Source organism: Escherichia sp. WS3227_2, from assembly GCF_046486495.1.
GTDB classification, from domain to species: Bacteria; Pseudomonadota; Gammaproteobacteria; order Enterobacterales; family Enterobacteriaceae; genus Escherichia; species Escherichia coli.
In genome coordinates this window covers 334,826-347,361 of the sequence record NZ_JBJQLG010000002.1, presented here as the reverse complement: position 1 = coordinate 347,361, position 12,536 = coordinate 334,826, and the positions used below count along the sequence as shown (strand labels likewise).

General features: G+C 53.6%; 13 protein-coding genes. 4 read left to right on the top strand and 9 right to left on the bottom strand.

Going from position 1 to position 12,536, the window contains the following annotated elements; genetic code table 11:
- Positions 1-101: 101 nt before the first annotated feature.
- Together degP and dgt are read right to left on the bottom strand one after the other, a co-directional pair.
- Positions 102-1,526, bottom strand: a complete 1,425-nt coding sequence (gene degP / locus ACJHXB_RS05055) for a serine endoprotease DegP (protein ID WP_000753946.1) — start codon at positions 1,524-1,526, stop codon at positions 102-104.
- A 129-nt stretch (positions 1,527-1,655) separates the two neighbouring features.
- The gene (gene dgt, locus ACJHXB_RS05050) at positions 1,656-3,173 is read right to left on the bottom strand and encodes a dGTPase (protein WP_000057062.1); all 1,518 of its coding nucleotides are present in this window, start codon (positions 3,171-3,173) and stop codon (positions 1,656-1,658) included.
- 83 nt (positions 3,174-3,256) lie between these two features.
- Between dgt and mtnN the strand changes: the two genes are divergently transcribed.
- From mtnN to ACJHXB_RS05035, 3 genes are read left to right on the top strand one after another with little or no spacing between them, the layout of a single operon-like run.
- Positions 3,257-3,955 (top strand): 5'-methylthioadenosine/S-adenosylhomocysteine nucleosidase, encoded by a 699-nt coding sequence (mtnN, locus tag ACJHXB_RS05045; protein WP_000689844.1) that lies wholly within the window; start codon positions 3,257-3,259, stop codon positions 3,953-3,955.
- Positions 3,948-4,748, top strand: coding sequence for a vitamin B12 ABC transporter substrate-binding protein BtuF (btuF, locus tag ACJHXB_RS05040; protein ID WP_001306218.1), 801 nt, complete (start codon positions 3,948-3,950; stop codon positions 4,746-4,748). Before mtnN ends, btuF begins: the two co-directional genes overlap by 8 nt.
- A 37-nt stretch (positions 4,749-4,785) precedes the next feature.
- Positions 4,786-5,409: a TRIC cation channel family protein gene (locus ACJHXB_RS05035; RefSeq protein ID WP_000964221.1), complete on the top strand. Its 624-nt coding sequence runs from the start codon at positions 4,786-4,788 to the stop codon at positions 5,407-5,409.
- Between the two features lie 46 nt (positions 5,410-5,455).
- Here the strand turns inward: ACJHXB_RS05035 and erpA are convergent, their stop codons facing one another.
- Genes erpA through yadX form a run of 4 tightly spaced genes read right to left on the bottom strand, consistent with a single transcriptional unit; the run spans position 5,456 to position 7,362 of the window.
- Positions 5,456-5,800 carry an iron-sulfur cluster insertion protein ErpA gene (gene erpA / locus ACJHXB_RS05030; RefSeq protein ID WP_001295564.1) on the bottom strand — a complete coding sequence of 115 codons (345 nt, stop codon included), beginning with the start codon at positions 5,798-5,800 and terminating at the stop codon, positions 5,456-5,458.
- On the bottom strand, positions 5,793-5,858 hold the full coding sequence (yadW, locus tag ACJHXB_RS05025) for a small protein YadW (RefSeq protein ID WP_120795373.1): 66 nt from the start codon (positions 5,856-5,858) through the stop codon (positions 5,793-5,795). Before yadW ends, erpA begins: the two co-directional genes overlap by 8 nt.
- Before the next feature lie 23 nt (positions 5,859-5,881).
- The gene (clcA, locus tag ACJHXB_RS05020) at positions 5,882-7,303 is read right to left on the bottom strand and encodes a H(+)/Cl(-) exchange transporter ClcA (RefSeq protein WP_000845394.1); all 1,422 of its coding nucleotides are present in this window, start codon (positions 7,301-7,303) and stop codon (positions 5,882-5,884) included.
- An 11-nt stretch (positions 7,304-7,314) separates the two neighbouring features.
- Positions 7,315-7,362, bottom strand: a complete 48-nt coding sequence (yadX, locus tag ACJHXB_RS05015; protein ID WP_211180485.1) for a protein YadX — start codon at positions 7,360-7,362, stop codon at positions 7,315-7,317.
- A gap of 165 nt (positions 7,363-7,527) precedes the next feature.
- Here yadX and hemL point away from each other — a divergent pair, with 165 nt between their 5' ends.
- The gene (gene hemL, locus ACJHXB_RS05010) at positions 7,528-8,808 is read left to right on the top strand and encodes a glutamate-1-semialdehyde 2,1-aminomutase (RefSeq protein WP_000045273.1); all 1,281 of its coding nucleotides are present in this window, start codon (positions 7,528-7,530) and stop codon (positions 8,806-8,808) included.
- Positions 8,809-8,842: 34 nt separating this feature from the next.
- Here the strand turns inward: hemL and fhuB are convergent, their stop codons facing one another.
- The 3 genes from fhuB to fhuC are packed head-to-tail and all read right to left on the bottom strand — an operon-like array spanning position 8,843 to position 12,509.
- Positions 8,843-10,825, bottom strand: coding sequence for a Fe(3+)-hydroxamate ABC transporter permease FhuB (fhuB, locus tag ACJHXB_RS05005; RefSeq protein WP_000044040.1), 1,983 nt, complete (start codon positions 10,823-10,825; stop codon positions 8,843-8,845).
- Complete coding sequence (fhuD, locus tag ACJHXB_RS05000) at positions 10,822-11,712, bottom strand: Fe(3+)-hydroxamate ABC transporter substrate-binding protein FhuD (protein WP_001308368.1); 891 nt, start codon at positions 11,710-11,712, stop codon at positions 10,822-10,824. Before fhuD ends, fhuB begins: the two co-directional genes overlap by 4 nt.
- Positions 11,712-12,509, bottom strand: coding sequence for a Fe3+-hydroxamate ABC transporter ATP-binding protein FhuC (gene fhuC, locus ACJHXB_RS04995; RefSeq protein WP_001158929.1), 798 nt, complete (start codon positions 12,507-12,509; stop codon positions 11,712-11,714). The genes fhuD and fhuC overlap by 1 nt, the downstream gene beginning before the upstream one ends.
- Positions 12,510-12,536: the final 27 nt, after the last annotated feature.

Genomic DNA, 12,536 nt, shown 5'->3' with positions numbered 1-12,536 from the left:
GTGCAAATGCCCAAAGGATGATGAAGATGTATGGAGTTGTGGCGAAGTTCACAGATTATAAGGAGAACCCCTTCCCGTATTCAGGAAGGGGTTGAGGGAGATTACTGCATTAACAGGTAGATGGTGCTGTCGCCGCGCTGAATGTTCAGTGCCAGCACAGACGGTTTGCTGTCGAGAACTTTACGCAGTTCAGCGATGTTTTTCACTGCCTGCTGGTTCGCGCCAATAATCACATCACCTTTCTTCAGGCCGATCTGCGCAGCCGGAGTGCCCGTTTTCACGTTGTTCACTACCACGCCCTGATCTTTGCCTTTGTTGCTCATCTCAGCGCCTTCAATGCCGTTGAAGATGGAGCTGGAATCAACCTGATTCTGGCTGCTCTGCTGCAGTTCCAGGTTCACGTTAACCTGCTTACCGTCGCGCAGTAAGCCCAGGGTCAGTTTGCTGCCCACCGGCATAGTACCCACCTGAGCACGCAGGGCAGCAAAGCTGCTGATCGGCTTACCGTTCAGTGAGGTGATCACATCACCCGCTTTAATGCCCGCTTTTGCAGCGGAGGAGTTAGGCAGAACCTGGCTTACGAAAGCACCGCGCTGGGCGTCAACTTTCATCGCTTTCGCCAGTTCGGAGTTCAGCTCAGTCCCCATAATACCCAGCTCACCGCGTTTCACCTGGCCGTATTCCACCATCTGCGAGGTCAGGTTTTTCACCATGTTACTCGGGATAGCAAAACCGATACCGATGTTGCCGCCGTCCGGTGCGAGGATCGCGGTGTTGATACCGATCAGTTCGCCGTTCAGGTTAACCAGCGCACCACCGGAGTTACCACGGTTGATCGCTGCATCGGTCTGGATGAAGTTTTCGTAGTTTTCGGCATTCAGGCCGCTACGCCCCAGCGCAGAGACAATCCCGGAAGTTACTGTCTCGCCCAGGCCGAACGGGTTACCAATTGCTACGGTGTAATCACCCACGCGCAGTGCATCAGAATCCGCCATCTTAATTGCGGTCAGGTTTTTCGGATTCTGGATCTGGATCAGCGCGATATCAGAGCGCGGATCTTTGCCAACCATCTTCGCGTCGAACTTACGACCATCGCTCAGCTGGACTTTAATCACCGTCGCGTTATCAACAACGTGGTTGTTGGTGACGACATAGCCTTTATCGGCATCAATGATGACGCCGGAACCCAGCGCCATGAATTTCTGTTGCTGGCCGCCGCCATTACCGCCCTGGCCCCCCTGGCAGAACGGAGAGCTCTGGAACGGAGAACCCTCCTGGCAGAACGGAGAATCATCACCGAAGAACTGCTGGAAATTACGCGGCATACGCGGCGTATTAACGGTTGTGCTACCTTCTACGTTAATGCTGACCACTGAAGGCATCACCTTTTCGAGCATCGGTGCAAGGCTTGGCATCTGCTGGGCTGTCGTTGCTGAAGAAGTCTCAGCCGCCGTTGCAGAGAGCGGAGATAACGCCAAACCTAAACTCAGAGCCAGTGCACTCAGTGCTAATGTGGTTTTTTTCATGTATTTCAGTCTCGATTAACAGATAACGCAAAATTGCTGTGTTCTTCAGATTCGTTTTATAGCGCGAAGTTCCGAACTAAAGTTTCTGCAAAAGGTAAAAATTTATTGTTCGTCTTTACAAAAGCCTGGTTATTGTTCTACGGCCATCAGACGTCGGTATTCATCCCACGCATAGAGGTCGGTCATACCGCTGATATAATCCTGCAGCAGGCGGCAACGGTAATAATATTCCCATAGCGGAAACTCAGGAGAATCTGACGGTAATTTACTGACAGCCTCGACATAGGCCAGCCGATGGCGCGTCGAGAGTTTGTGGAATAAGCGCGATTCAATAGGGAAACGTTTCACCCGTTCTTTTTCTACCAGTTCAGTAAAGTCTGATAACGACAGGCTTAATAAAGGACGATAAATCTCTAATAATCCGCTAATGACCCGATAGCCCTGCAATTCAAGCTGTTCGACATCTGGATGGCTAAACACATGTTTTACAGCGACATTTTTATAAAGCTTAAGAAGATCGCTGCATTCGCTGGCATCTTCCAATAATGCATGATTAAACGTTCCGGCGAAAATCGCAGGCAGATTATCAATAAATCGTTGTGCCGCGTAGGGTACCAGTTTATTTAGGGTGTTTACCCGTAAATACATAAAAAACTGTTCTTCCGTACTGCGGCTTAAACTATTTGAGCGTGATTTTTCCCAGGCATTTTCAACCACCAGCGAAAAGAGCGAACCTTTCTCATGCTGGCCCCACGCTTCGTGCAAATGATGATAAAGCTGCTCAACGCTGAATATTCTTTTCTCTACCGCATCTTCAAGATCTGCCACACAATAGGAGATGTCGTCGGCAGCTTCCATAATCCACGTTAATGGAAAACGACTGTAAAGCGCCAAATTAAGTTCTTTACGCAACCGGGCAATATAGGCTTCCTCAGAAAGATAATAACCCGGCTTTTTCATTAAATAGTGATGTGTCTCAGGCGTTTCGCCACGCCACCACGCCGGACGGGTATATTTTAAAATACCGCCAACCTGTGCCCAGGTGAGATTCATCCGCATCAATGTATGCACCAGACGAATGCCTTGTGCATTCCCCTCAAAATGACATAAGTCCTGACGAATCTTGCGCCGCAGCTCGTTAAGCGGTTCTTCCCCGTCCCGTAAACGTAGTGCCGCCACGCTGCAGCGATCGTCAGTCAGAGGCTGGCTTTCGGCATCTTCCGGGTGCAAACGTTGGCGAAACCAGTCATTTATCGCTGCTTCGCCAAAATGACCAAACGGCGGATTGCCGATATCGTGCATCAGGCATGACATCTCAACAATGCTTTCAAAAGGTCCGGTCAGTTCATCCAGGCCGTATGCTTCCAGCAATTTAAGCTCTTTCAGACGGCTTAAAATTTCTTTGGCGATGTAGCGCCCCACCTGCTGAACTTCCATTGAGTGGGTAAGACGCGTGCGCACGGCAGCATTGCGCTCCAGTGGAAAAACCTGGGTCTTTTGTTGCAGACGACGAATTGCCGGAGAGTTGATGATACGCCCGCGATCGCTCTCGAAGATCCGCAGAATCTCATGTTCGGTTTTAACGCCCTGCGGTGAACGGTAACGACGATGCCAGTTTATTTTTTTTCGGAAATCAATCTGTGCCATGTCCTCTCCCGCGTGAGAAATACGCTTCCCCGTAAGCGCATGGTAAACTATGCCTTCAAATCGGGCTTATCGCGAGTAAATCTATGAAAATCGGCATCATTGGTGCAATGGAAGAAGAAGTTACGCTGCTGCGTGACAAAATCGAAAACCGTCAAACTATCAGTCTCGGCGGTTGCGAAATCTATACCGGCCAACTGAATGGAACCGAGGTTGCGCTTCTGAAATCGGGCATCGGTAAAGTCGCTGCGGCGCTGGGTGCCACTCTGCTGTTGGAACACTGCAAGCCAGATGTGATTATTAACACCGGTTCTGCCGGTGGCCTGGCACCGACGCTGAAAGTGGGCGATATCGTTGTCTCGGACGAAGCACGTTATCACGACGCGGATGTCACGGCATTTGGTTATGAATACGGTCAGTTACCAGGCTGTCCGGCAGGCTTTAAAGCTGACGATAAACTGATCGCTGCCGCTGAGGCCTGCATTGCCGAACTAAATCTTAACGCTGTACGTGGCCTGATTGTTAGCGGCGACGCTTTCATCAACGGTTCTGTTGGTCTGGCAAAAATCCGCCACAACTTCCCACAGGCCATTGCTGTAGAGATGGAAGCGACGGCAATCGCCCATGTCTGCCACAATTTCAACGTCCCGTTTGTCGTAGTACGCGCCATCTCCGACGTGGCCGATCAACAGTCTCATCTTAGCTTCGATGAGTTCCTGGCTGTTGCCGCTAAACAGTCCAGCCTGATGGTTGAGTCACTGGTGCAGAAACTGGCACATGGCTAAGTCACTGTTCAGGGCGCTGGTCGCCCTGTCTTTTCTTGCGCCACTGTGGCTCAACGCCGCGCCGCGCGTCATCACGCTTTCTCCCGCCAACACTGAACTTGCCTTTGCCGCCGGGATCACGCCGGTTGGGGTCAGCAGCTATTCCGACTATCCTCCACAAGCGCAAAAGATTGAGCAGGTTTCCACCTGGCAGGGGATGAATCTGGAACGCATTGTCGCGCTGAAACCCGATCTGGTGATTGCCTGGCGTGGAGGTAATGCCGAGCGGCAGGTTGACCAGCTGGCTTCGCTGGGAATAAAAGTGATGTGGGTCGATGCGACAAGCATTGAACAAATTGCCAATGCGTTACGTCAACTGGCCCCCTGGAGTCCGCAACCAGACAAGGCCGAACAAGCCGCGCAATCCCTGCTGGATCAGTACGCGCAATTGAAAGCGCAATATGCTGATAAACCTAAAAAACGTGTTTTTCTGCAATTCGGCATTAATCCGCCATTTACCAGTGGAAAAGAGTCGATTCAGAACCAGGTACTCGAAGTTTGTGGCGGAGAAAACATCTTTAAAGATAGCCGGGTTCCCTGGCCGCAAGTTAGCCGCGAACAGGTGTTAGCACGCGCGCCACAGGCGATAGTCATTACAGGCGGACCGGACCAAATTCCTAAAATCAAACAATACTGGGGTGAACAGCTCAAAATTCCCGTTATTCCTCTCACGAGTGACTGGTTTGAACGTGCAAGCCCACGTATTATCCTCGCTGCACAACAGCTCTGTAATGCGCTTTCACAGGTAGATTAGCGCCTGACCTTTTCAGGTGCTCAGTGGGGATTGAACAATGCTCGTCTATTGGCTGGATATAGTCGGCACAGCGGTATTTGCCATCTCCGGCGTTTTGTTAGCCGGAAAATTGCGTATGGACCCTTTTGGTGTTCTGGTACTGGGCGTGGTTACCGCAGTAGGCGGCGGGACAATTCGCGACATGGCGCTGGATCACGGCCCGGTATTTTGGGTGAAAGATCCCACCGATCTGGTCGTTGCAATGGTCACCAGCATGCTGACCATCGTGCTGGTGCGCCAGCCAAGACGCTTACCAAAATGGATGTTGCCGGTGCTGGACGCCGTTGGTCTGGCGGTGTTTGTCGGCATTGGCGTGAATAAAGCCTTTAATGCGGAAGCCGGTCCGTTAATCGCGGTTTGTATGGGCGTCATTACTGGCGTTGGCGGCGGGATCATTCGTGATGTACTGGCCCGCGAAATCCCCATGATTTTACGTACAGAAATTTACGCAACTGCCTGTATTATCGGCGGTATTGTCCACGCTACGGCTTATTACACATTTTCCGTACCACTGGAAACAGCCAGTATGATGGGCATGGTCGTGACGCTATTGATTCGACTGGCGGCTATTCGTTGGCATCTTAAGCTACCGACGTTTGCGCTGGATGAGAATGGGCGTTGAAGAGAGAAGATGTGCCGGATAGTTTATCCGGCACATGAACAACAGATTAGATACTAAAGGAAGAACCGCAACCGCAGGTGCTTTTCGCGTTCGGGTTGGTCACGATGAAACGAGAACCTTCCAGACCTTCGGTATAGTCAACGGAACCGCCGACCAGATATTGCAGGCTCATCGGATCAACCACCAGGCCAACGCCCTGTTTTTCGATGGTCATATCGCCTTCGTTCACCTGATCATCAAAGGTGAAACCATACTGGAAGCCGCTGCAACCGCCACCGGTGATATACACGCGTAATTTCAGATTCGGGTTATCTTCGTCAGCGATCAGGCTTTTAACTTTGTTGGCTGCTGCGTCGGTAAACTCCAGCGGCAGTGCTACGTCATCACTCATATTTTGCTCCAAACGACATCGGCAATTGGGCAAATTCTAACCCAATAATAATCGCCATTATCTAATACCCTGGTATTTCGTTCAAGTATTCTCGCTGGCTGATGCGGCCTTGCTTCGCGCCAGTTGCTCAGCTTCCTGTTTTGCCAGCGTGCGCGCAAGAATCGCCGAGTATAGCGGTTTCCCGCCGGTAAATTGTGCTAATAGTGTTGCGCCAAGACCGGTAATAATCATTGGCAAAATGAGCTGGTAGTTATCGGTCATTTCCAGAACCAGAATGATTCCCGTTAACGGCGCGCGAATAGATGCCGCCAGTAACGCCCCCATTCCGGCAATAGCAAAAGTGCCTGCTTCAAGGTGATATTGCGGAAACAGCTCAACGGCAACCATTCCGAAAGCGGTTCCCAGCACAGTACCCAGCGCCAGCATAGGGGCAAAAATACCGCCCGGCGCGCCGGAAGAGAAACAGAGTAAGGTGGTAATGACCCGCGCGACGAAGATAAACACCAGCATTCCCATGCTGAAATTCCCTGCGGTAGCGATAGGAATCAGGTTAAAGCCGCCGCCCGACGTTGCTGGTGCCACAAACCCCAGCAATCCACACAGACCGCCAATTGCACCGCCCATCAGTACCCATTTGGTAATATTGCCGCCGTGCACACGGTGCAGCAAATCCTGCATCCCCAGCACCCATTTATTAAAAATAGGGCCGAAAATGCCAAAAATAATACCGAGGATCAGATAAAGCCACAGCGTATTAAGCGGCGCGTCAGAAAGTTTACCGACGTCAATCAATGCAACTTCATGATTAAAAATCCGGTACATAATGGTCGACATAATGACGCCAATAAATACCGCTTTAATCGAAATTAACGTATAGCGAAACTGCGGACGCATCTCTTCGATAATAAACAAAATACCCGCTAGCGGGGCGTTAAAGGCCGCCGCCAGACCCGCCGCCGCACCGGTTGCCAACAGCGTATGGCGAGCTTCATCACCTTTCAGGCGGAAAATATCAAGCACCATGCGACCGATATTGCCGCCGATCTGTACGGTTGGCCCTTCGCGCCCCAACACCATGCCTCCGCCGAGTGTCCCCAGCCCGCCAAAGAATTTCACCGGCAACACACGCCACCAGCGAACGGGACGTTGATCTTCCAGCGCCCCTTCAATTTCCGGGATCCCCGAACCACCTGCTTCCGGCGCGTATTTGCGCACCAAAAAGTAGCCGAACATCGCCAGCACCGCCGAACAGAGAAAAGCGACGGTTAACAGAAGCGGATAATTATCAGCAGTATGTACCAGCGCCCCCATACGCTGGTTCTGCAACCAGGCGACACCTTTGTCAAAAGCAACCGCAGCCAGCCCGACAAGCGTGCCGACGACTGCCGCCATAAACAAAATGGCTAACGGGGTTTTATCGCGCTCAAGAAGTTGGCGAATCAGTTGTCTGCGTCGCAGGCGCGCGGCCTGCGGTGTTTCTAAAGAGGGAGTATCAGTTTTCATCCAATGATCACTTATTGGTCATACAAATAAGATGACGGCATTTTACTCGCACGTTCCATGAAAATCCTTTGCAAAGCGTAATGTTTCAAATGCACAAAACTTTTATACTCTAAGAAATCAGGATTGCACCAGTACAAGCAGCCTGATGTTTGACGAGTATTTAACTTGTTATGAATAACATAGAATAGCAGCCATTCACTTTTTCTACGAATCAGGAACCCTCCATGAGTAAGTCTGAAAATCTTTACAGCGCAGCGCGCGAGCTGATCCCTGGCGGTGTGAACTCCCCTGTTCGCGCCTTTACTGGCGTGGGCGGCACTCCACTGTTTATCGAAAAAGCGGACGGCGCTTATCTGTACGATGTTGATGGCAAAGCCTATATCGATTATGTCGGTTCCTGGGGGCCGATGGTGCTGGGCCATAACCATCCGGCGATCCGCAATGCCGTGATTGAAGCCGCCGAGCGTGGTTTAAGCTTTGGTGCACCAACCGAAATGGAAGTGAAAATGGCGCAACTGGTGACCGAACTGGTCCCGACCATGGATATGGTGCGCATGGTGAACTCCGGCACTGAAGCGACCATGAGCGCCATCCGCCTGGCCCGTGGTTTTACCGATCGCGACAAAATTATTAAATTTGAAGGTTGTTACCACGGTCACGCTGACTGCCTGCTGGTGAAAGCCGGTTCTGGCGCACTCACGTTAGGCCAGCCAAATTCGCCGGGCGTTCCGGCAGATTTCGCCAAACATACCTTAACCTGTACTTATAACGATCTGGCCTCTGTACGCGCCGCGTTTGAGCAATACCCGCAAGAGATTGCCTGTATTATCGTCGAGCCGGTGGCAGGCAATATGAACTGCGTTCCACCGCTGCCAGAGTTCCTGCCAGGTCTGCGCGCGCTGTGCGACGAATTTGGCGCGTTGCTGATCATCGATGAAGTGATGACCGGTTTCCGCGTAGCGCTAGCTGGCGCACAGGATTATTACGGTGTGGAACCGGATCTCACCTGCCTCGGCAAAATCATCGGCGGTGGAATGCCGGTAGGCGCATTCGGTGGTCGTCGTGATGTAATGGATGCGCTGGCCCCGACCGGTCCGGTCTATCAGGCGGGTACGCTTTCCGGTAACCCGATTGCGATGGCTGCTGGTTTCGCCTGTCTGAATGAAGTCGCGCAGCCGGGCGTTCACGAAACGCTGGATGAGCTGACAACACGTCTGGCAGAAGGTCTGCTGGAAGCGGCAGAAGAAGCCGGAATTCCGCTGGTGGTAAACCACGTTGGCGGCATGTTCGGTATTTTCTTTACCGACGCCGAGTCCGTGACGTGCTATCAGGATGTGATGGCCTGTGACGTGGAACGCTTTAAGCGTTTCTTCCATATGATGCTGGACGAAGGTGTTTATCTGGCACCGTCAGCGTTTGAAGCGGGCTTTATGTCTGTGGCGCACAGCATGGAAGATATCAATAACACCATCGATGCTGCACGTCGGGTGTTTGCGAAGTTGTGATGATTTTGCCTCGCCCACCGGGCGAGGCATTCAATTAACGGCTCTGCTTTCTCAACAAATAGATAAAATATGGCGCGCCGATAAAGGTCGACAGCAGCCCCGCTGGGATCTGGAATGGAAACAGCACCATTCGCCCACACCAGTCAGCGAACACCAGCAGTAATCCTCCCACCAGCGCCGAAATTACGATGTGTGGCATCGTCCGTCGAAAGCCCATCATCCGCGCAATATGCGGTGCCATTAAACCAACAAAACTCAACGGTCCAATGGTCATTGTCGCAGTCGCTGTCAGGCAAGCCGCTAACAGCAGCAGCGCAATTCGCGTCGGCGTCAGCGCCATCCCCACGGCTCGTGCGGTATCACCTCCCAGCGGTAAAATGGTCAGCCAGCGGCGGCACAGCGGGGTAATCGCCAGCAAAATCACCATCACAATTCCGGTACGCCAGACCTGCGCATCGGTCGCGTTGTAAGTCGAACCGGAAATCCAGGTCAGAACTTGCGCCATTCGCGGGTCACCACTTGCCTGCAACATCATCAAAAGCATGGTGAACGCGGTACTTAACGCCATCCCCGCCAGTAACATGCGGTGTGGGGAAAATCCACCGCGTCCGGCGGCGATCATAATGATCAACAGCGTCACCGCCGCGCCGAGACTGCCTGCAGGTAACAGCCAGCCAAAGGCATTACCCGGCACCAGAAACAGCATCAACACCACGCCAAACGCCGCGCCGGAGCTAATCCCCAGCACTTCCGGGCTTGCCATCGGGTTTCCGGTCAGCCGCTGAATAATACAGCCCGCCACCGCCAGCATGACGCCCGCAAACAGCGCCGCCATAATTCGCGGCCAGCGCCAGGGCATTAAATCCTCGAGCAACGCCCCGCTCGCCCACGTCCAGCCGTGCGCATCACGACCAAACGACAGCGCCACTACCACAGCCATCAACAGCAGCACGCCGCCCGCGAGGGCAAACGCCAGCACATGTTGGCGTTCAGTCGCGACACGATCGTTGACCTTCATATCCGGCGCGCTAATGCTGCGTAAACGCGGCAGCAGCCACAGTAGCAGCGGCGCACCGATCAACGCAGTGACCGAACCGGTGGAAACTTCCATCCACACGCGAGTCAGCCAGAGGATGATTTGATCAGAAAGCCACAGAATTAACGCACCAATCAGCGACGCCAGCATCAACCGTGGCAACAAACGCCGCGCCCCCAGCATTTTTGCCAGCAGTGGCGCGAACAACCCGATAAAGCCGATAATCCCCACTGCGTTCACCAGCAGCGCACTGATGACTATCGCCAGCGACAGCGCCGCCAGACGCGCGAGCGACAAGGCCAGCCCGAGGTTGCGCGCCACGCCATCATCAAGCCCCATCAGGGTTAACGGACGAAGTAGCAGTAACGTCAGCATCACGCCGCCCAGCAGCTGCGGCCATAAACGCTCAACGCCGCCCCAGTCGGTTTGCGTCAGCGTTCCGGTGCTCCAGAGGAACATGCTTTGTAGCTGGTCGTGATGGAAGATAACCAGTAACTGATTGATTGCCCCGCAATAAAGGCTCACCACCAGCCCCGCGAGGATCAGCGTTACCGGCGAAAGCCGTTTCCCCCACGCGACGCCAAAGACGATTAAGCCAACCACACAAGCCCCTGCCAGCGCAGCAAACTGGCTCGCCATCGCGCCGGGGATCGCCCAGAGCGTAGTGACGGTAATCCCCAGTTGCGCGCCTGTAGCAACGCCAAGTGTCGTCGGTTCCGCCAGCGGGTTACGCAGCACTTGCTGAAACAGCACACCCACCAGCCCCAGGCCCGCGCCCACCAGCAGCGAAATCGCCAGACGCGGCAACAAGCTGTAGTGAAAAATCATCTGCTCGATGACGTCAATATCCGGCGACCAGGCAGCCTGCGCCCACTGGCTACGCGGCAGCGCTTGCGAAAAGTTCATCCAGGTGAGCGCCGCTGCGACAATAACCAGCAGCGCCAGCAATAACGCCGGGAAAAGCGCAATTCGTTTACTCACGCTTTACCTCCGATGGCGTTATCCAGAATACGCACAAAGTGCATTGCCGAAAGCGTCGCGCCATAGAACCAGACCGCCGGAACGCGCTGAAAACGTCCTGCACGGACAAACGGCATGGCCTGCCACAGCGGGGTTGCCATTAGCGCATCCATGTCTTTGCTGTTGTCGTGATCAAAACAGAGCACATCAACGTCTTTATACGCTGCCAGACGATCGATACTGACGGCGGTACTGCCCCAGAAGTTGGTTTCCCCTTGCCAGGCATTTGGGATGCCGTACTCATCAAGAATTTCCTGGAACAAGCTGTTTGGACCGAAGACCAGCATATGGCGCGGATCGATAAGTGTCGTCAGCAATAACGGGCGCGCACCACGCTTCACAAAGCGGGGTTTCATGCTGCGGATAAAGTCTTCATAGTGCGCTAAATGCGTTTCTGCTGCGCTTTGCAGGTTAAGTAAATCTGCCATTTCCGTCAGTGACTTACGCGCCATCGCCAGCGGCTGTTTGCCGTCGCTGAAGTTAAATCCGCGCCCAGGCGCAATGCGTGCCAGCATTTCTGGTGAAGGGCCATACCCTGCCGACCAGACCATAAACGACGGTTTCATTTCGGTCAGCAGTTCAAGGTTAGGTTCTGTACGCAAACCAACGTCGATCACTGAGTCCGGCAATGGCGGCTCGCTGACCCACAGGCGATAGTTGATGGTGTCCGCCACGCCGTAAGGCACGATGCCGAGCGCCAGCAGTAATTCCACCGGCAACCACTCCAGCGCCACAATACGATTGGGATCAATAGCCGCCGCGTGGGCGGTATTCATCTGCCATAACAACGGAGAAAGCGCCATCGCCGTTAACAGTCGACGGCGCGAAATAAGAGGTAAGCCGCTCATCAATAAACAAAACTCACAGGTGCAGCACCCGCCGGATGCGGCAAAATACCCATCGGGATGCCATAAATCATTTCGAGGGTTTCGCCGCGCATAATTTCCGCAGGCGTTCCCTGAGCAATCATTTCACCGCCGCGCAGGGCGACCAGATAATCACAGTAACGCGCAGCCATATTGATATCGTGCAGCACGGCAATGACCGTCAGGCCACGCTCCTGACTTAAACGATGCACCAGCGCCAGCACGTCAACCTGGTGGGCGATATCCAGCGCCGAGGTCGGTTCGTCGAGCAACAGACAACGGCTATCCTGCGCCACCAGCATAGCGATCCACGCCCGCTGACGTTCGCCGCCAGAGAGACTATCGACCAGCCGATGCGCCAGCGGTTTTAAGCCAACCAGCGAAATCGCCTCTTCGACCTTTTCGCGATCTGCCGCGCCAAAGCGCCCCAGTGCGCCATGCCACGGGTAACGACCAATCGCCACCAGTTCACGCACGGTCATCCCTTCTGCCGGAGGAAGCTGCTGCGGCAAATAAGCCACTTTGCGGGCGAACGCTTTGCTGCTCCAGCTTTCCAGCGGCTGGGCATCAAGAAGAATCTCCCCTTCCGACGGTGGCTGGTGACGACCAAGCATTTTGAGCAGAGTGGATTTACCAGAACCGTTGTGACCAATCAGACCGGTCACTTTCCCGGCAGGAAAGGTTAACGACAGCGGATGCAAAAGCGTGCGCCCGGGCACACGAAAGGAGATATTACGCAGTGCAAAAGTGGTATCGGAATGATTCGTGTATTCCTGCATAACAGCCAACTTGTGAAGCGGGCACGG